The organism is Salinilacustrithrix flava, from assembly GCF_041228405.1.
Classification (GTDB): domain Bacteria; phylum Actinomycetota; class Acidimicrobiia; order Acidimicrobiales; family Salinilacustritrichaceae; genus Salinilacustrithrix; species Salinilacustrithrix flava.
Window position 1 is genome coordinate 2,699,360 of sequence record NZ_CP133888.1, and the last position, 17,785, is coordinate 2,717,144.

At 72.2% G+C, this 17,785-nt stretch carries 16 protein-coding genes; 10 read left to right on the forward strand and 6 right to left on the reverse strand.

The window, feature by feature from the left end; all coding sequences use genetic code 11:
• Positions 1–16 precede the first annotated feature (16 nt).
• Both RGQ06_RS13265 and RGQ06_RS13270 read right to left on the reverse strand, forming a co-directional pair.
• Positions 17–1,222, reverse strand: a complete 1,206-nt coding sequence (locus RGQ06_RS13265) for a glycosyltransferase family 4 protein (RefSeq protein WP_432428684.1) — start codon at positions 1,220–1,222, stop codon at positions 17–19.
• On the reverse strand, positions 1,219–1,566 hold the full coding sequence (locus RGQ06_RS13270; protein WP_432428685.1) for a hypothetical protein: 348 nt from the start codon (positions 1,564–1,566) through the stop codon (positions 1,219–1,221). The genes RGQ06_RS13265 and RGQ06_RS13270 overlap by 4 nt, the downstream gene beginning before the upstream one ends.
• Before the next feature lie 31 nt (positions 1,567–1,597).
• Here RGQ06_RS13270 and RGQ06_RS13275 point away from each other — a divergent pair, with 31 nt between their 5' ends.
• Complete coding sequence (locus RGQ06_RS13275; RefSeq protein WP_432428686.1) at positions 1,598–3,778, forward strand: arylsulfatase; 2,181 nt, start codon at positions 1,598–1,600, stop codon at positions 3,776–3,778.
• Between the two features lie 13 nt (positions 3,779–3,791).
• On the opposite strand, the gene RGQ06_RS13280 is transcribed toward RGQ06_RS13275, so the two are convergent.
• Positions 3,792–3,947, reverse strand: a complete 156-nt coding sequence (locus RGQ06_RS13280) for a DUF6131 family protein (RefSeq protein ID WP_432428687.1) — start codon at positions 3,945–3,947, stop codon at positions 3,792–3,794.
• 79 nt (positions 3,948–4,026) lie between these two features.
• Between RGQ06_RS13280 and RGQ06_RS13285 the strand changes: the two genes are divergently transcribed.
• Together RGQ06_RS13285 and RGQ06_RS13290 are read left to right on the forward strand one after the other, a co-directional pair.
• Entirely contained in the window at positions 4,027–4,806 is a 780-nt protein-coding gene (locus RGQ06_RS13285) for a hypothetical protein (RefSeq protein WP_432428688.1), read from the forward strand.
• On the forward strand, positions 4,803–6,086 hold the full coding sequence (locus RGQ06_RS13290; RefSeq protein ID WP_432428689.1) for a DUF445 domain-containing protein: 1,284 nt from the start codon (positions 4,803–4,805) through the stop codon (positions 6,084–6,086). The genes RGQ06_RS13285 and RGQ06_RS13290 overlap by 4 nt, the downstream gene beginning before the upstream one ends.
• Positions 6,087–6,091: 5 nt before the next feature.
• Here the strand turns inward: RGQ06_RS13290 and RGQ06_RS13295 are convergent, their stop codons facing one another.
• The 3 genes from RGQ06_RS13295 to scpA are packed head-to-tail and all read right to left on the reverse strand — an operon-like array spanning position 6,092 to position 10,708.
• Positions 6,092–7,552 carry an Nramp family divalent metal transporter gene (locus tag RGQ06_RS13295; protein WP_432428690.1) on the reverse strand — a complete coding sequence of 487 codons (1,461 nt, stop codon included), beginning with the start codon at positions 7,550–7,552 and terminating at the stop codon, positions 6,092–6,094.
• 50 nt (positions 7,553–7,602) lie between these two features.
• On the reverse strand, positions 7,603–8,553 hold the full coding sequence (meaB, locus tag RGQ06_RS13300; protein WP_432428691.1) for a methylmalonyl Co-A mutase-associated GTPase MeaB: 951 nt from the start codon (positions 8,551–8,553) through the stop codon (positions 7,603–7,605).
• Positions 8,554–8,563: 10 nt separating this feature from the next.
• Complete coding sequence (scpA, locus tag RGQ06_RS13305; protein WP_432428692.1) at positions 8,564–10,708, reverse strand: methylmalonyl-CoA mutase; 2,145 nt, start codon at positions 10,706–10,708, stop codon at positions 8,564–8,566.
• An 80-nt stretch (positions 10,709–10,788) separates the two neighbouring features.
• Between scpA and RGQ06_RS13310 the strand changes: the two genes are divergently transcribed.
• From RGQ06_RS13310 to RGQ06_RS13340, 7 genes are all read left to right on the forward strand, one after another.
• Positions 10,789–11,874 (forward strand): hypothetical protein, encoded by a 1,086-nt coding sequence (locus RGQ06_RS13310; RefSeq protein ID WP_432428693.1) that lies wholly within the window; start codon positions 10,789–10,791, stop codon positions 11,872–11,874.
• A 92-nt stretch (positions 11,875–11,966) separates the two neighbouring features.
• Positions 11,967–13,454, forward strand: coding sequence for an HNH endonuclease signature motif containing protein (locus RGQ06_RS13315; RefSeq protein WP_432428694.1), 1,488 nt, complete (start codon positions 11,967–11,969; stop codon positions 13,452–13,454).
• A gap of 77 nt (positions 13,455–13,531) precedes the next feature.
• A complete protein-coding gene (locus tag RGQ06_RS13320) occupies positions 13,532–14,134 on the forward strand; it encodes a nucleotidyltransferase domain-containing protein (RefSeq protein ID WP_432428695.1) in 603 nt (200 codons plus the stop codon).
• Positions 14,135–14,200: 66 nt separating this feature from the next.
• Positions 14,201–14,953, forward strand: a complete 753-nt coding sequence (locus RGQ06_RS13325; RefSeq protein ID WP_432428696.1) for an ABC transporter ATP-binding protein — start codon at positions 14,201–14,203, stop codon at positions 14,951–14,953.
• The gene (locus tag RGQ06_RS13330) at positions 14,940–15,722 is read left to right on the forward strand and encodes an ABC transporter permease (protein ID WP_432428697.1); all 783 of its coding nucleotides are present in this window, start codon (positions 14,940–14,942) and stop codon (positions 15,720–15,722) included. Before RGQ06_RS13325 ends, RGQ06_RS13330 begins: the two co-directional genes overlap by 14 nt.
• A 28-nt stretch (positions 15,723–15,750) precedes the next feature.
• Entirely contained in the window at positions 15,751–17,115 is a 1,365-nt protein-coding gene (locus RGQ06_RS13335; RefSeq protein WP_432428698.1) for a dihydrolipoyl dehydrogenase family protein, read from the forward strand.
• The gene (locus RGQ06_RS13340; RefSeq protein WP_432428699.1) at positions 17,115–17,777 is read left to right on the forward strand and encodes a VOC family protein; all 663 of its coding nucleotides are present in this window, start codon (positions 17,115–17,117) and stop codon (positions 17,775–17,777) included. Before RGQ06_RS13335 ends, RGQ06_RS13340 begins: the two co-directional genes overlap by 1 nt.
• Positions 17,778–17,785: the final 8 nt, after the last annotated feature.

Consider the following 17,785-nt stretch of genomic DNA (forward strand, 5'->3'; position numbering starts at 1 on the left):
GGTACTGAACCGGGCCTCAGTCGATGGCAGCCCGCACCGCATCGAGGAGCGGGGCGAGGTCGTCCTCGGCGGCCAGCGCGTGCGCTCGCTCGAGGGCGGCCGCCGCCATCTCGTGGGCCCGACCTGGGTCGTCCCGGAGCTCCGACACGGCCGCGGCGACGGCGGCGGGGTGGGGCTCGACCACCAGCGCGGCGCCGATGCCCGCGGCCAGCTCGACCAGGCCACCGCCGTCGTCGCAGACGATGACCGGTCGACCGTGGGCGAAGGCCTCGAGCACGGTGAGGCCGTAGTCCTCCCGCAGCGCGGGGGCGATCACGACCCCGGCGCGCCGGTAGGCGTCGTCCCGGGTGGCGTCGTCGACCTCGCCGTGGAGCCGGAGGCGCCCGCCGAGGTGCTCGCTCGACCCGTCCATGGCCGGGCGCTCGTCCGGGGCGAGCAGCCACGTGCCTCGGTTCCGCCACGTCGCTTCGGGCGGGTCCTGCCCGGCGGCACCCGGGTCGTCGGTCCAGCGCTCGAGCAGGTGGCGCACCCAGGCCAGCCGGCTGCCGCCGCCGACCAGCTCCCAGGTGCCGTCGCTGCCCGCCGCTGCCTGGGCGACGAGCTCGGTCCGCTTCGGCCACTCGTGTCGGCTCACGCACACGGCCGGCCCGGCCGGGTCGTAGGGGCCGAGGTCCGCGGCGGGCGGGGTCTCGGCAGACGCGCGGAACGGCGTGGTGCCCTCCAGCCCCCACCACTCCCGGAGCCGGTCGGCGACCTCGTGGGAGCCGGTGAGCCACGTGTGCACACCGCTGATCCGACCCCGGTCCAGCGCCCGGACCTGCTCGACCGCGGCGGCGTGCACGGCAGGGCGCACGTAGCCGGCGGCGGTGAACTCCTCGGCGAGGTCGTAGAAGACGCGGGCCTGGTGGTAGGTGAGCGCGACGACCCGGGGGTGGCGGACCAGGTAGCTGGGCGGCTGGGAGGTGACGACCACGTCGAAGTCCGACAGGTCGAGGCGGTCGAGCCGTTCGGTGGCGGCCAGGTAGAGGAAGTACTCGTCGTGCCAGTCCCGGGTGCCGTCGTCGATGCGCACGCCGTGGAGGCGGTCGGCCCGGGTGCGGGCGTCGAAGCCCACGAGCGACACGTCGACGCCTCGCTGGTCGAGCCGGGCGCGGCACCGCTCGGCGAGCCGCTCGAACCCGCCCACGCCGCCGTGGTCGGGCTTCAAGAACGCGACCTTCACGACTCGAGCCGGCCTCGGAGCTCGTCGACCTCGGCTTCGAGCCGGCGGATGCGCTCGTCCTGCCAGCGGAAGCGGTGGTCGAGCTGGTGGAGGGCGTCGACCACGGCCTCGTTGTAGCTGCGCTGCTCGTCCAGCAGGGGCGCGTTGGCGCGCTCGGCCAGCTGGCCGACGCGGGTGCGGGGGCGCACGCCGGCGTGGGCGGTGGCCGTGCCGAGGTCCTCGCCGAAGCGCTCCACGACCTGGAGCGGGTGGGCGAGGCCGTCGAGCTGGGCCCCCCGGGCCCGGCGGCCGACCTCGGTGACCACCCGGACCACCTGCTGCTCCACCTCGTCGCGCTCCGGCACGGCCGGCAGGGTACCTGCCTAGGTTGTGGCGATGGCCTTGACGGGACGCCGACCGAACGTGCTCGTCGTGCTGTTCGACGACGTGGGGTTCTCCGACCTGGGCTGCTACGGCTCCGAGATCGCCACCCCCACGATCGACCGGTTGGCCTCGGCCGGCGTGCGGTACTCGGGCTTCCACACCACGGCCATGTGCTCCACGACCCGGGCGGCCCTGCTCACCGGCCGCAACCACCACAACGTCGGTGTCGGCTGCCTGGCCAACTTCGATTCGGGCCTCCCCGGCTACCGGGGCAAGATCAGCCGGGAGGCGGGCACGCTCGCCGAGCTGCTCGACCCGCACGGCTACCGCTGCTACCTCACCGGCAAGTGGCACGTGACCCCGCTGACCGAGACCGGCCCGACGGGCCCCTACGACGGCTGGCCGCTGCAGCGCGGCTTCCATCGCTTCTACGGCTTCCTCGACGCCGAGACCGACCAGTACGCCCCCGAGCTGGTCCACGACAACCACCACGTGGACCCGCCGGCCACCTTCGAGCAGGGCTACCACCTCTCGGCCGACCTGGCCGAAAAGACCGTGGAGTTCCTCCGCGACCACCGCTTCGGGGTGCCCGACGAGCCTTGGCTGGCCTGGCTCGCCTTCGGCGCGTGCCACGCCCCCCACCAGGCCCCGCGGCAGCTGATCGACCACTACGAGGGGGTGTTCGCCAAGGGCTGGGACGTCACCCGCCAGGAGCGCCTCGAGCGCCAGATCGCCCTCGGCCTCGTGCCCGCCGGCACCGAGCTGCCGCCCCGCAACGACCGGGTGCAGGCGTGGGACGACCACAGCCCCGACGAGCGTCGCGTGTTCACCCGGTTGCAGGCCGCCTATGCCGCCATGCTCGACCACGCCGACCAGCAGCTGGCCGAGGTCGTGGCGTTCCTGGAGGAGACCGACCAGCTCGACGACACCCTCGTGCTCGTGCTGTCGGACAACGGCGCATCCCAGGAGGGCGGCCCGTCGGGGTTCGTCAACGCCATGGGGCCCTTCAACGCTCAGCCCGAGCCGATCGAGGCCAAGCTCGCCACCCTCGATGCCGTCGGTGGACCCGGGAGCCACGCCAACTTCCCGTGGGGCTGGGCGATGGCGGCGAACACGCCGCTGAAGCGCTACAAGCAGAACACCCACGGCGGGGGCATCCGCGACCCACTCGTCGTGTCGTGGCCGTCCGGCATCGAGGCGCAGGGCGAGATACGCCACCAGTTCTGCCACGTCGTGGACATCGTGCCCACCATCCTCGACGTGCTCGGCGCCGAGCCCCCGCCGGAGATCGGGGGCGTGCCCCAGCTGCCGATGGACGGCGCGACGCTGCGCTCGACGTTCGACGACCCCGCCGCGCCCGCGCCCAAGGGGGTGCAGTACTTCGAGATGTTCGGCCACCGGGGCATCTGGGCCGATGGGTGGAAGGCGGTGGCGTACCACCCGCCGGGCACCCCGTTCGAGGACGACGCCTGGGAGCTGTACGACCTCGAGCACGACTTCGCCGAGAACCACGACCTGGCGTCCGAGCAGGCGGGCCGGCTGGAGGCGCTCCAGGCCGAGTGGTGGCGCCAGGCCGAGGACAACAAGGTCCTGCCCCTCGACGACCGCTTCGCCGAGCGCTTCGCCGAGAACGCCGAGCGCCACCGGGCCGGGCGCACGCACTACGAGCTCTGGGCCGGTCTCGGCCACGTGCCGACGGATGCGGCGCCGGACCTGCGCAGCCGCAGCTACACGATCACCGTCGAGATCCTCGAACCCGGCGACGGGGTGCTCGTCGCCCACGGCGACCAGACGTCGGGGTACTCGCTGCACGTCGCCGACGGCCACCTGGTCCACGACCTGTCCGTCGGCGGGCACCACCAGGTGGTGCGGTCCGACCGCCCGCTGCCGGACGGTCCGTGCACGGTCACGTTCCGCATGGAGCGGGGCGAGCCCGTGCGTGGGCGGGCCCCGGGGACCGGGACGCTGTCGATCGACGGTGCGGTCTGCGGGCGCTTCGAGACCGACCGGATCTTCGTGGTGACGATCTCTTGGAGCGGCCTCGACGTGGGTCGGGACCGGGTCTCACCGGTGGGGGACTACTCGTCGCCCAACGCCTTCACGGGGCGCATCCGCCGGGTGGTGTTCGACCTCGATGACGACCAAGACCTCGACCACCAAGCGGTGGCCGAGGCCGAGTCGGCGAGGGAGTAGGGAGAATCGCTGGTCAGAACCAGTGGTTGCGACCACCCACGGCCCGGCCGGTGGAACCCAGCAGGGCGAGGATGGCGCCGATCACGGCGAGGATGACGCCGAGGGTGACGAGGATGCCGATGTCGGCCAAGAGGCCGACGAGGAGCAGGATGAGTCCGAGTACGATCATGGCGCCTTCGGTACCCGACGGACGGATGTGTCAGACCAGCTGACGTGAGCGGGCTCGTCCGACCCACCGGATGGTCGGCATGCTGTCGGTCGTGTTCCCCGCTGTCGACGACCGCCTCGCACGCGACGTGCTCGCCGCCATCGGCGCCCGGCCGGAGCACGACGTGGAAGCGGTCGTGCAGGCGTTCCGTGCCTGGATGCCCGCCGGCTCGACCGCCAAGCGGCTCGCGGTGGACGCGGGCCGGGTGCCGCCGGGTGCCGATCCGACCGCGCCGTTGGAGGCCCGCCTCGCCGGGTCCCTCGAGTCCTGGTCGTGCTGGGTGTTCTGCACCGCCGTCGGCGCGCTGCTCGCCGGCCGCGGTCACGACGTCAACGTGGTCGTCGAGCACCACCGCACCGCGTCGGTGGTCGACTTCCACAGCGTGCTGATCGTGGACGGCTCCCTGCTCGACCCGTACCTCGGTCCGTCGGCGCCGGTGCCCCCGGGCCACGACGTGACCCGACGGGATGCATGGGTGTCGTGGGTGCCCGCCGACGTGCCGGGCGGTCGCTGGGACCACCTCGGGCTGCGCGGCGGCGGCTCGCCCTACCGCTACCGGGTGCTCGGCGAGCGGCTCGACCGCCACGACGTGGCCGCCTTCTGCGAGATCTCCGCCACCCACTCCGGCGTCGGCCGTCGGCGCAACGCCCACTGGTTCGCCGGCGACCGGCTCTGGTTCGTGCGCGAGGGCGACGATGGCACCGGTGAGCTCCGGGTCGCCGAGGGGCCAACCCCCTTCGAGCAGCGCCGTCGGGTGGTCGCTCGCGGCCCCTACGAGGAGCTGCGCGCTCACATCGACGCGTCCGTGGTGGCCCCGTGACCGCCACCGCCGCGCCGCCCATCCCCGACCTCGAGCAGCGCCAGCGGGACATCCGCCGGGCCAAGCGCCGCGCCACCGGGCTGCTGGTCGTGGTCACCATCGCCTTCCTCGTGGTCGCGACCACCACCGAGCGGGAGGGCGCCACCGGCTACTTGCGGGCGGCGCTCGAGGCCGCCATGGTCGGCGGCCTCGCCGACTGGTTCGCCGTGGTCGCCATCTTCCGCCACCCCCTCGGCATCCCGATCCCGCACACCGCCGTCATCGTCGCCCGCAAGGACCAGTTCGGCCAGACGCTCGGCCAGTTCGTGCAGGAGCACTTCCTCAACGCGCCGACCATCGGCGAGCGGGTGCGCAGCATGGGCGTCGCCGACCGGGCCTCGTCGTGGATCCTCGAGCGCGATGCGGGCGGCGCACCCGTGAACGCCGAGCGATTGGCGGGCCACGCGGCCGAGCTGGTGGTCCGGCTGGCCGAGGCCGTCGAGGACGACGACCTGGTGCACGCGGTCGAAGCCGCCGTGCGAACCCGCCTCGCCGACGTCGATGTGGCGCCCCTCGGTGCCCGCCTGCTCACGGTGGTCACCGAGGAGGGCCGTCACCGCGAGGTGGTCGACGCCGTGCTCGTCGGCCTCGATGGCTTCCTCGCCGAGAACGAGGTCCTGCTGCGCCAGCGGTTCGCGTCGGAGTCGCCGTGGTGGGTGCCCGACGTGATCGACGACCGCATCTTCGAGCGCCTGCTCGCCGGGGTCCGGGCCATCATCCGCGGCGACACCGTGGGCGGTTCCGACGAGCTGCGCAGCCGCATCGACGTGGCCATGGCCCGCATCATCGGCCGGCTCGAGCACGACGAGGTCTGGCAGGACCGGGCCGAGGGGCTCAAGCAGGAGCTGCTCGACCACCCGGCGCTGCGCAGCTTCCTCGACTCGCTGTGGGTCGACGCCAAGGCGTCGCTGCGGACCCAGGCGTTGGACGGTGGCTCTGCGCTGCGCCAGCGGCTCACCGATGTCATCGTGTCCGCCGCCGAGCGCTTCCGGGCCGACGAGCGTGCGATGTCGCGCGCCGACGAGCTGGCCGAGCAGGCCGCCCGTGCCGTGGTCGACACATTCGGCGACGAGATCACCCGCCTCATCTCCACCACCATCAGCCAGTGGGACGGCGAGGAGACCGCCTCGCGGATGGAGCTGCTGCTCGGCCGGGACCTGCAGTTCATCCGGATCAACGGCACGATCGTGGGCGGGCTCGCCGGCCTGGTCATCCACGCCGTGGGTGAGCTCGCCGGCTGAAGCCGTCAGCCGATGACGCCGAGCAGGTCCGCGAACCAGAAGCCCGCGAACACAGTGTAGAAGAGCCCGGCCAGCCCGAGTGCGCCCTGCACCACGGGTCCGGGGCGGCCGACCTCGGGCAGGCGTCGGTTGAGCGACAGCGTGGCGAACACGATGAAGGGCGTGTGCAACGTGGCCACGATGCCCGACACCGACATGATCGCCACCGGGTCCTGGACCACCACGACGACGATCGCCGGGAGCAGCCCGGCGATGACGAGCGCGTAGAGGATCTTGAGGGCCAGGCGCGGTCCCATCGACTCCGGGCGCCACGAGGTCATCCACCGCAGCAACCGGGGCCCATCCCGTTCGGCCTGGTCGTCGCCGCCCTCCTCGTGCCCCTCCAGCGGGAGGAGCAGGGTGATGTCGGCGAAGGAGCGGGACCAGCCGTCCTGGTTGGCGAGGACGCTGCCGCCGAGGGCCACGACGATGGCGACGGTCATGAGCCAGAAGCCGGTGCGACCCCACACCTCGGACAGCAGCCGGGTGAGCTCGGTGGCCACCTCGACGCCGTCGGGGACGATGCCCTCGGGCCCGAGCAGCTCGGCACCGAGCACGAGGAAGGACGTGATGATGAGCGTGCCGGTCAGCACGCCCAGCAGGGCGGTGTTCGACATCGTGCGCAGCCAGCCGTCGAACCGTGGGCCGCGCTCGCCGGCCGGCGCGACCTCCTCGTCGGGGTGCTCCTCGTCGATCTCCCCTTCGCCCAGGCTGGCGGCGCCGCCGCCGTAGCCGCGGGTGGCGGCCCAGTACGAGTACCAGATGACGCCCATGGAGCCGGCCAGGATCGTGCCGATCCAGGGCAGCACGAACGGCACGTCGACCTCGGCCGGCGCGCCGGGCACGAGCCCGCCGCCGAAGTCCCCCACGGCGGGGAAGACGGTGGCGGCCGCGACGACGGCGATGGCGACGAGGACCAGCGCCAGCACGAGCGCGGCGCGGGAGACCGCCCGGTACCCGCCCGACACGACGGTGGCGGTCGAGGCGGCGAGCGTCAGGAGCGACCACAGGACGATGCCGCCGGGCAGCACGCCGGCGAGGGCGCTGCCGACGAGCGCAGCCAGGCCGCCGACACCGACGACGGCGGCGAGGAGCTGGGGGATGAACACGAACCAGAGCACCCAGTTGCGGGGTCCGGGCAGCGTGCTGAAGCCGTCGAGCAGCGTGCGCCCGGTGAGCACGGCGAAGCGGCCGGCCTCGCGGATCATCACCCACATCAGCAGGGCGACGCCCCACAGCAGCCACAGCAGCTCGTAGCCGTACTCGGACCCGACGCGGGGCGTGAACAGGATCGAGCCGGAGCCCACGGCGGACATCGCCCACAGCAGCCCCGGCCCCCACCAGCGGACGCGATCACGTCCCTGGGGCGGTTCGGGCACCCGTGGGCGCAGGCGGATGGTGGTGGTGTCGTGTGCTGGTGCGTCCATCTCCTGAGCGACGTACCCGATCACCGGGGAGTGCTACCCCCGCTGGTGCGTCAGCGGTCGTCGAGGAGGCGGTCGGCGGCGATGGTGGGGAGCTGGCGGCCGGCCACGACGTCGAGCTCGGCGCTGCGGACCGCTTCGCCCGCCTCGGCCACGAAGCGCTCGACCAGGCCCTCGCGCAGCTCGGTCCAGAGCCACTGCCGGGCCTGCTCGCCCCGCAGGGACTGCAGCTCCCCGGAGTCCTCGAGCGCCTGCCGGTGCTCGACCACGGCGTCCCACACCTCGGCCAGGCCGATGCCGGTGTGCGCGGAGGTGAGCAGCACCCGGGGCGACCAGGCGTGGTGGACGGGGCGGAGCAGCTGGAGCGCGTGCTTCAGGTCGGCTGCTGCCCGCTTCGCCGCCGGTTCGAGGTCGCCGTCTGCCTTGGTGACCACCAGGAGCTCGGCCAGCTCCATGACGCCGCGCTTCACACCCTGGAGGTCGTCGCCCGCACCCGGCCCGGCCAGGAGGCAGAAGAGGTCGACCATCTCGGCCACGGCGGTCTCGGACTGGCCGACGCCGACCGTCTCCACCAGCACGGCGTCGTAGCCGGCGGCCTCGCACAGCAGCATGGCCTCGCGGGTCCGGCGGGCCACGCCGCCGAGCGTGCGGCCCGCGGGGGAGGGGCGGATGAAGGCCTCGGGCCGGCGGGCCAGCTCCTCCATGCGAGTCTTGTCGCCGAGGATCGAACCGCCGGAGCGTCCTGACGACGGGTCGACGGCGAGCACGGCCAGGGTCGTCCCCTGGTCGATGACGTGGCACCCGAAGGCGTCGATGAAGGTGGACTTGCCGACCCCGGGTGCGCCCGACACGCCGAGGCGGATGCCGGTGCCGGTGTGGGGCAGGACGGCCTGGAGGAGCTCGACGGCGTCGGCCCGGTGGTCGGCGCGCGTCGACTCGACCAGCGTGATGGCCCGCCCGAGGGCGCGCCGGTCGCCGGCCAGGACGTCGTCGGCCAGGTTCATGGGCGCGGGGTCACCCCTCCAGCAGATCGAGGACGGTGCCGGCTGCCTCGAGGATGTTGGTGCCCGGGCCGAACACGGCCGAGACGCCGGCGTCGCGCAGGAACTCGTAGTCCTGGGGCGGGATCACGCCGCCGCACACGACCAGCACGTCGTCGGCGCCGGCCTTGTTGAGCTCCTCGATGAGCTGGGGCACGAGCGTCTTGTGCCCGGCGGCCTGGGACGACACGCCCACGATGTGCACGTCCTGCTCGACGGCGTCGCGGGCAACCTCCTCGGGCGTCTGGAACAGCGGGCCGACGTCGACGTCGAAGCCGAAGTCGGCGAACGCGGTGGCGATGACCTTGCCGCCGCGGTCGTGGCCGTCCTGGCCCATCTTGGCGACGAGCATGCGGGGGCGGCGGCCGTTGGCCTCGGCGAACCCGTCGACCCGGGCGAGGAGCGCGGCGTAGTCCTCGTCGTCGGCGTAGGCGGCGCCGTACACGCCGTGGATGCTGCGGACCTCGGCCTTGTGGCGACCGAACACGGCCTCCATGGCGTCGCTCATCTCGCCGACCGTGGCCCGAGCCCGGGCGGCGTTCACGCACAGCTCCAGCAGGTTGGCGTCACCGGCCGCCCCCTCCTTGAGGGCGAGCAGCGCAGCGTCGCAGGCGGCCTGGTCCCGGCTGGCCCGGATCTGCTCGAGCCGGCGGATCTGGGACTCGCGCACCTCGGCGTTGTCGATGTCGAGCACGTCGACCATCTCGACGTTGTCGGGCACGTACTTGTTGACGCCGACGATGACGTCCTCGCCCCGGTCGACCCGGGCCTGGCGCTTGGCGGCCGACTCCTCGATGCGGAGCTTCGGCATGCCGGCCTCGATGGCCTTGGTCATGCCGCCCATGCCCTCCACCTCCTCGATGAGCTCCCACGCGGCGTCGGCGAGGCCGGCGGTGAGGGACTCGACGTAGTACGAGCCGGCGAGCGGGTCGACGACCTTGGTCACGTCGGTCTCGTCGCCGAGGATCAGCTGGGTGTTGCGGGCGATGCGGGCCGAGAACTCAGTGGGCAGGCCGAGGGCCTCGTCGAAGGCGTTGGTGTGCAGCGACTGCGTGCCGCCGAGCACGGCCGACATCGCCTCGTACGCGGTGCGGATCACGTTGTTGTACGGGTCCTGCTCGGTGAGCGACACGCCCGAGGTCTGGCAGTGGGTGCGCAGCATCAGCGACTTGTCGGCCTTCGCACCGAGCTGCTTCATGACCTTGGCCCACAGGAGGCGGGCGGCCCGCAGCTTGGCGATCTCGCCGAAGAAGTTCTGCCCGATGCAGAAGAAGAACGACAGCCGGGGAGCGAACGCGTCGATGTCGAGGCCGGCCTCCTGCGCGGCCCGCACGTACTCCATGCCGTCGGCGATGGTGAAGGCCAGCTCCTGCTCGAGCGTCGCCCCCGCCTCCTGCATGTGGTAGCCGGAGATCGAGATGGAGTTGAACTTCGGCATGTGCGTCGCCGTGTAGCCGATGATGTCGGCGACGATCCGCATGGAGGGGGCCGGTGGGTAGATGTAGGTGTTGCGGACCATGAACTCCTTGAGGATGTCGTTCTGGATGGTCCCGGCGAGCTGGTCCTGGCTCACCCCCTGCTCCTCGGCGGCGACGATGTAGTTGGCCATCGTCGGCAGCACGGCGCCGTTCATGGTCATCGACACCGACATCTGGTCGAGCGGGATGCCGTCGAAGAGGATCTTGGCGTCCTCGACCGAGTCGATCGCCACGCCGGCCTTGCCCACGTCGCCGACGACCCGGGGGTGGTCGGAGTCGTAGCCGCGGTGGGTGGCGAGGTCGAAGGCGACCGACAGGCCTCGCTGGCCCGCGGCGAGGTTGCGCCGGTAGAAGGCGTTGGACTCCTCGGCGGTGGAGAAGCCGGCGTACTGGCGCAGCGTCCAGGCTCGGTTCGTGTACATCGAGGCGTAGGGCCCGCGGACGTAGGGGGCCTGGCCCGGGAGCCCGCCGATGTGGCTCAGGCCCTCGAGGTCGGCCTCGGTGTAGAGCGGCTTGACCTCGATGCCCTCCGGCGTCGTCCAGGTCAGCTCCTCGAGGGGCTTGCCCCGCAGCTCCTTCTCGGCATCCGCCTTCCACCGGTCGAGGTCGGGGGCGTCGAAACCTTCGGCATGATCGGCCATGGCCCGGAGGTTACGGCCCTGGCAACAGCCGCAACCAACGGCGGGAACCAGGGGCGCGGGCCCGACGTCAGACTGCTGTGGTGATGCTCCGTCTGTCCTCGATCGTGGTGCTGGCGCTGGTCCTGGCGGCCTGCGGCGAAGACGACGAGGCTGCGGTGCGCAGCGATGACGTACCGAGCACGTCGGGCACCGGGACCGAACCCGGACCGCCCGGTGGCGATCTCCCCTTCGGCCTCCAGCGCTGCCCGGCGGAGATGACCCTCGTGTCGGCCCCGGAGGACTGGTACCGGGACGAGCCGGTCTACATCGCGAACGAGATGCCGGTGGAGCAGGTCCGGGCCTGGGCGGTGGACCAGCCCGGCTTCGAGGACATCTGGATCGACCGGGAGCACAACGGCTGGCTGTCGGTCGCGTTCAGCGAGGGTGCCGAGGCGCGGCAGGCCGAGCTGGAGGAGCGGTTCCCCGGGGTCGGCGTCGTCGCCGTACCGGTCGAGTGGACCGAGGCGGAGCTGGTCGCGCTGCGGGACGAGGCGTTCGGCGCCATGGAGGACGCCGGCTTCCAGGTCGGTGGGAGCCACGGCGTCCACACCGGCCTGGTCGAGGTGTGGGTCGGCGAGCTGATCGAGGAGCGGCTTGCCCCGCTCGCCCCCTTCGCCGGACCCCGGCTCTGCGTCACCGGCGTGGAACCCGAGGACGTGATCCGACCGGGGCCGCAGCCGGAGTCAGGGGACGGGTGGCGCCTCCTCGGCACCGACCGGACCGGCGCCTCCTACCGCACCGGCATCGCCACGACCGACGAGCAGTACGCAGCGCTGTGGCGGCAGGCGGGTCTGGACGGCGAGCCACCGAGCGTCGGCTTCGACGATGAGGTCGTGATCTGGTTCGGCGCGGTCTACGGCTCGGGTTGCGAGATCCGCATGGACGATGTCGTGTTCGACCTCGAGCGGCGGATCGTGCACGGCGACTTCGTGATCCCCGGCGTGCACCAGGGCTGCAACGACGACGCCAACCCGGAGGCCTACGTCGTGGCGGTCGAGCGGTCGGCGCTGCCGGAGGCGCCCTTCGACGTGCAGCTCGACGCCGACGACCCGCCCGCCGGCGCGCCCGAGGAGCGCACGACGGTCACCGAAGACCTGCGGTCACCGGGGGCGACGATCCCGGGCTGAGGCTCCCGGCCGACCGAGGAACGCGAGCCGTGGCCAAGCCGTTCGCCAGGTGGACGAGTTCCTGTCAGACCCCCTTTCGTACGATTCGTCCCATGACCGGTTCCGCCTCCTACGCCCGCTGCGCCGACACCGCAGCCTCGGCGCGGGAGCGGCTGGACCGGGCCGCTGCGGTTGCTTCGGCGATGGAGGCCGGGCAGCGGTGGATGATCGCGGCGTTGTTGGAGCTGTGGCGCACCTCGGCGTGGATCGCCGCCGGCGCGTCGTCGGCCAAGGCCTGGCTGCTCGCCTACACCGGCGTCTCCGACCGGGAAGCACACCGACTCGAGCGCATCGCCGGGCTCTGCCACGCCCACCCGGCGCTGGCCGATGCAGTCCTCTCCGGGGACCTGTCCCTGCGGCGGACCGAGAAGCTGGCCGCCCTGGTCACGAAGGAGCGGGCGCCGTTCCTGGCCGACTTGCTCCCGGCATTGCTCCGGTTGAACCGTCGCACGACCGATGACACCGCGTTCGACGAGGCGCTGCGGTTCTGGGCGGCCCGGGTCGATGAGCACCTCGAACCCCGACGGGACCACCCCCACAAGCTGGTCGCCTCCCAACGGTTGTTCGGTGGCGGGGAGATCCACGCCGACCTCACCCCCTCTGCGTTCCTCAACGTCATGTCGGCGGTCGACGCGTGGACCCAGGACCCCGACCCAGCCGGCGCACCCCACCAGCGGACGTTGGCCGAACGCCGCGCCGACGCCCTCGACGACCTGGCGCACTTCTCCCTCACCGGCCACGACGACACCTGCACCGACCCCGACGACACCTGCACCGACCCCGACGACATCGATCCCGAGGATGAGGAGGTGTGGGCCGGGGACACCTTCGACGGCGTCCACCCCACCGACGACCTCGACGAAGCCCTCGACCCCACCCACGACGACGCGGACGTTGCGGATGAGCCGGACGAGCCGGTCGAGCCGGTCGACCCGATGGTCCTGCTCCGCCGGCGTCTGCGCCGAGCCGAGCAGCACCGGCGACGTCGGGTCCGCCGGCGGGTCCGGGCCCGCTCCGGCGTGGTCACCAACGTCCACATCGACCTGCGAACCCTGTCGGGCCTTCGTGATCACGACGACCTCGACGACCTGATCCTGCGCGGCGAAGGCTGGGCCGTCACCAAACAGGCCGCCGAACGCCTCCTGTGCGACTCGGCCCTGGTCGCCACCCTCTTCGCCGGCCACAACCAGGTCCTCGACGTCAACGACGCCGCCGAGCAGTTCTCCCGCCGACAACGCCGCGCCCTCGCCGCACGCGACGGGCACTGCGTGTTCCCGTCCTGCCAACGGCCACCACGCTTCTGCGACGCCCACCACCTGCAACCCAAAGACGAACACGGCCCCACCCGCACCGACAACGGCGCCCTCCTCTGCCGCTTCCACCACCGACTCGTCCACGAACACGGCTGGACCCTCACCATCGACGACACCGGCCACTGGACCGCCACCGACCGCCACGGCACCACCTGGACCGGACGCCCAGCACACATCGACCCCAGACCGGGAACCCCGCCGGACCGAAGTCCCACCCACCAACGCTGAACCGGCCCGACCACCACCAGGTCGGGCCACCAGCGCGCCCGGACGTGGAGTGCGACTACCGATCTACGGTCTGAACCGTGCCTTCGCTCGATCTGGGTCCGTGGCAACCGGCCTCCCTCGACGAGGTCGTCGAGCGCTTCGCACTCGCACCGTTCCGGTGGTGGATCGCCGGCGGCCATGCGCTCGACCTGCACGTTGGTCGGTCCTGGCGTGCGCACGCCGACACCGACGTCGGCATCTGCCGGACGGACGCCCGCCAGCTGCCGGGCGTGCTGGACGGGTGGGAGATCGCCGTGGCGGCGGCGGGCGAGCTCCGCCTCTGGTCCGGCGAGGCGCTGTCGCTCGACCGTCATGAGAACAACCTGTGGGCCCGTTCGGAGGCCGATGGGCCGTGGGAGCTCGACGTCATCGTCGGCGAGGGCGATGCCGAGGGCTGGCGCTACCGCCGGGACCCGCGCCTGCGCCTCCCGTGGGAGGAGGTCGTCCTTCGAACACGAGATGGTGTGCCGTACCTCGCCCCCGAGGTCCAGCTGCTCTTCAAGGCGAAGGGGCTGCGGCCGAAGGACGAAATCGATGCTCGACAGATCGTGCCGACGCTCGCGCCCGACCGGCGAGCCCGGCTACAGGCGTGGCTGGACGACGGGCACCCATGGCAGAAGTTGCTGCGAACCGACCTCTGATAGCGATCCGTCGTCGGTCGTGTTCCGTGACCGCTGCCAGAACGCAGGACGGGCGATACTGCCGGGGTGCTGTTCGAGTTCGACGACGTCGTGGTGCGCTTCGGCGAGGACGTCGCGCTCGACCACGTCACGGCCCAGGTGCCCGACGGCGGATCGGTGACCTGCCTGCTCGGGGCCTCCGGCTCCGGCAAGTCGACCCTGCTCCGGCTGTGCAACCGGCTGGAGGTCCCCACGAGCGGGACGGTCCGGTTCCGGGGGCAGCCGCTCGACGACCTCGACCCGCTCCGGCTGCGGCGCACCGTGGGGATGGTGTTCCAGCGACCGACCCCGTTCCCCGGCACCGTCCGGGACAACCTCCTCGTCGCCGACCCCGACGCGACGGAGGACGCCATGCACACCGTCCTCGAGCAGGTGCACCTCCCGGTGAGCTTCCTCGACCGGGAGGCAGACTCGCTCTCCGGCGGTGAGCAGCAGCGTGGCTCCCTGGCCCGCACGCTCGTCACCGGTCCCGAGGTGCTGCTGATGGACGAGCCGACCTCCGCCCTCGACCCCACCTCGACCAAGGCCCTCGAGGAGCTCGGCCGCGAGCTGGCGGACAGCGGGATGCCGGTGCTGTGGGTCACCCACGACCTGGACCAGGCCGACCGGATCGGGGACCGCCGCATCGTGCTCGTCGGCGGCCGGGTGGCGGACGAGCACCAGGCCCAGCACTACCTCGACTCCGAGGACGCCTTCCACCACCACCACGGTGACGAGACCCACCAGGGCCACGACGACCCGACCGAGCACGACGAGGGAGCAGACCGTGGAGCAGGGTGACGTCGGCTGGTGGGGCCTGGCCATCTCGCTGCTGCTGGTGGCGGTGGCCATCGGCATCTCGATGTGGCGGCGGCTGGGCCTCGAGCAGTCGATGCTCGTCGCCACCGGTCGGGCGCTCGTGCAGCTCCTGGCGGTGGGCTACGTGCTCGCCATCATCATCGACCCGGACCAGCCGATCGCCTACGCGTGGGCGTGGCTGGCCTTCATGGTCCCGTTCGCGGCGTGGACCGTCTCCCGTCGGGCACCGGAGGTCCCGGGCGTCTTCGGGCTGGCGCTGGCGTCGCTCACGGCGTCGACCGTCGTGACCGCAGCGGTGATCTTCGGCCTCGGGATCTTCCCGGTCGAGGCCCGGGCCATCGTGCCCATCGGCGGGATGATGGTCGGGAATGCCATGACGTCGACGGTGCTCGCCGGCCGACGGGTCGTGGAGGAGTTCTCCGAGAAGCGCCACGACGTGGAGGCCCGCCTCGCCCTCGGCCAGCCCTGGACCGAGGCGTCCCGTCCGGGCCTGCGGAGCGCGCTGCGGTCCGCCATGACCCAGCAGATCGAGACGACCAAGGCCGTCGGGCTCGTGTTCCTGCCCGGCGCCATGACCGGCCTCATCCTCGCCGGCGTCGACCCCGTCGATGCCGTGCGGGTCCAGGCCGCGATCATGTTCCTGATCCTCGGTGCCGTGGCCATCAACGTGGTCGTGATCGGCACCGGCGTCACCCGGCGGCTCTTCACCGACGACCACCGCCTCGTCCGCATCGCCCGCACCTCCGGCTGATCGCGGGGGCGCCGGTACCCTGCTGCCCATGGCCCTCAGCTTCGTGATCATCGGCGGTGGCCCCGGCGGCCACACGGCGGCCAGCCACGCGGCCAAGCTCGGGGCCGACGTCACCCTCATCGAGCGGGAGATCGTCGGCGGCGCCGCCAACCTGTGGGACTGCATCCCGTCCAAGGCGATGATCGCCACCGGCTCGGCGCTGAACATGATCGACAAGTCCGAGGAGATGGGCCTCACCGACGTCAAGGCCCACCTCGACTTCGACGCCCTCCGCCAGCGGATCGTGTCCATCGAGGACCGTCTCGAGCACTCGGTCACCTCGCTGCTCCAGAGCCAGGGCGTGCGGGTCCTGCGTGGCACCGGTCGGATGGTCGGCCCCCACGAGGTCGTCGCCGACACCGCCGAGGGCGAGATCACCGTCCACGCCGACGCCGTCCTGCTGGCGACGGGCTCGCGCCCTCGCATCCCCGAGTGGGCTGCCCCGGACGGTGACCGCGTGCTCACGACGCGGGATGCCTACCCGCCCAAGGAGCTCCCCGAGCACCTCGTCGTCATCGGTTCGGGCGTCACCGGCGTGGAGTTCGTCTCGATGTTCTCCAGCTTCGGCTGCGACGTCACCCTCATCGTCTCCCGTCAGCAGGTCCTGCCCCAGAAGGATCCCGAGGTCGCGGCGGCGCTCGAGACCCACTTCCTCGATCGGGGCGTCCGGCTCTACAAGGGCGCGCGGGCCGAGGGCATCGAGCGCACCGACGACGGTGGCGTCCGCATCCTCTGCGACGACGGCCGGGTCGCCACCGGCAGCCACGCCCTGCTCGCCATCGGTTCCATCCCCAACAGCGAGGGCCTGGGCTGCGACGCCGCCGGCGTCGAGGTCAACGCCTGGGGCTACCTCGACAACAACCACCACCTGCAGACCAACGTCCCGCACATCTACGTCGCCGGCGACCTGTCCGGTCGCCTGCCGCTGTCGTCGGTGGCGTCGATGCAGGGCCGCAAGATCGCCGAGCACGTCATGGGCCTGCACACGCGCGAGCACCGGCACCTCGACTACGACAAGGCCGCCTCCGCCATCTTCACCGAGCCCGAGATCGCCGACGTGGGCCTGGCCGAGGCCGACGCGTTCGCCGAGGGGCGCAAGATCCGGGTGACCAAGGTGCCGTTCTCGACCACGGCCAAGGCCCTCATCAACAACGCACCCCGGGGCTTCGTCAAGATCGTCTCCGATCCGGCCACCGGCGTGGTGCTCGGCGGATCGATCGTGGGTCGCCACGCCGCCGAGCTCATCTCGGTGATCGCCCTCGCCGTCACCGCCGGCCTCAACGTCGAGGACATCGTCGACAGCCTCCTCGTCCACCCCAGCCTGTCCGAGGCCCTCGCGGAGGCCGCTGACTGATGCCCTACACCGAGATCACCGCCGAGCAGTTCACCGCCACCGAGGGCCTGGGCGACTGGCGGGTGGTGCTGCGCACCGCCGAGGCCCGCTTCCGGGCGCCGTCGTTCCCCGCCGCCGGCCGGCTCGTGGCGGCCATCGCCGACGCCGCCGAAGCCGCGGACCACCACCCTGACGTCTCGCTGACCTACCCCGGCGTCGTGCGGGTCGCGCTCACCACCCATGCGGTCGACGGGCTCTCCACCCACGACACCGACCTGGCCCACCACATCTCCCAGCTGGCAGCCGACGCCGGCGCCATCGCTGAGCCGATGGCGGCCCAGATCGTGGAGATCGCCATCGACACGATGGACGCCGACCGCATCAGGCCGTTCTGGGCGGCGGTGCTCGACTACCGCGAGCAGCCCGACGGCAGCCTGTCCGATCCTCGAGGGTTCGGGGCGCCGGTCTGGTTCCAGCAGATGGACGAGCCCCGCACCGAGCGCAACCGCTTCCACCTCGACGTGTCCGTGCCCCACGACCTGGCCCAGCAGCGCCTCGACGAGGCCCTGGCCGCCGGCGGAACCCTGGTCACCGACCAGCACGCCCGGGCCTTCTGGGTCCTGGCCGACGCCGAGGGCAACGAGGTCTGCATCTGCACCTGGCAGGACCGCGGCTCGGGCTGAGCCGCCGG

Bases quoted from the DNA above. Each gene is read 5' to 3' on its own strand.
- RGQ06_RS13280 (WP_432428687.1), bottom strand. From the start codon at position 3,947: ATGATCGTACTCGGACTCATCCTGCTCCTCGTCGGCCTCTTGGCCGAC.
- meaB (WP_432428691.1), bottom strand. From the start codon at position 8,553: ATGAACCTGGCCGACGACGTCCTGGCCGGCGACCGGCGCGCCCTCGGG.
- RGQ06_RS13335 (WP_432428698.1), top strand. From the start codon at position 15,751: ATGGCCCTCAGCTTCGTGATCATCGGCGGTGGCCCCGGCGGCCACACG.
- RGQ06_RS13315 (WP_432428694.1), top strand. From the start codon at position 11,967: ATGACCGGTTCCGCCTCCTACGCCCGCTGCGCCGACACCGCAGCCTCG.
- scpA (WP_432428692.1), bottom strand. From the start codon at position 10,708: ATGGCCGATCATGCCGAAGGTTTCGACGCCCCCGACCTCGACCGGTGG.
- RGQ06_RS13340 (WP_432428699.1), top strand. From the start codon at position 17,115: ATGCCCTACACCGAGATCACCGCCGAGCAGTTCACCGCCACCGAGGGC.
- RGQ06_RS13295 (WP_432428690.1), bottom strand. From the start codon at position 7,552: ATGGACGCACCAGCACACGACACCACCACCATCCGCCTGCGCCCACGG.
- RGQ06_RS13275 (WP_432428686.1), top strand. From the start codon at position 1,598: ATGGCCTTGACGGGACGCCGACCGAACGTGCTCGTCGTGCTGTTCGAC.
- RGQ06_RS13285 (WP_432428688.1), top strand. From the start codon at position 4,027: ATGCTGTCGGTCGTGTTCCCCGCTGTCGACGACCGCCTCGCACGCGAC.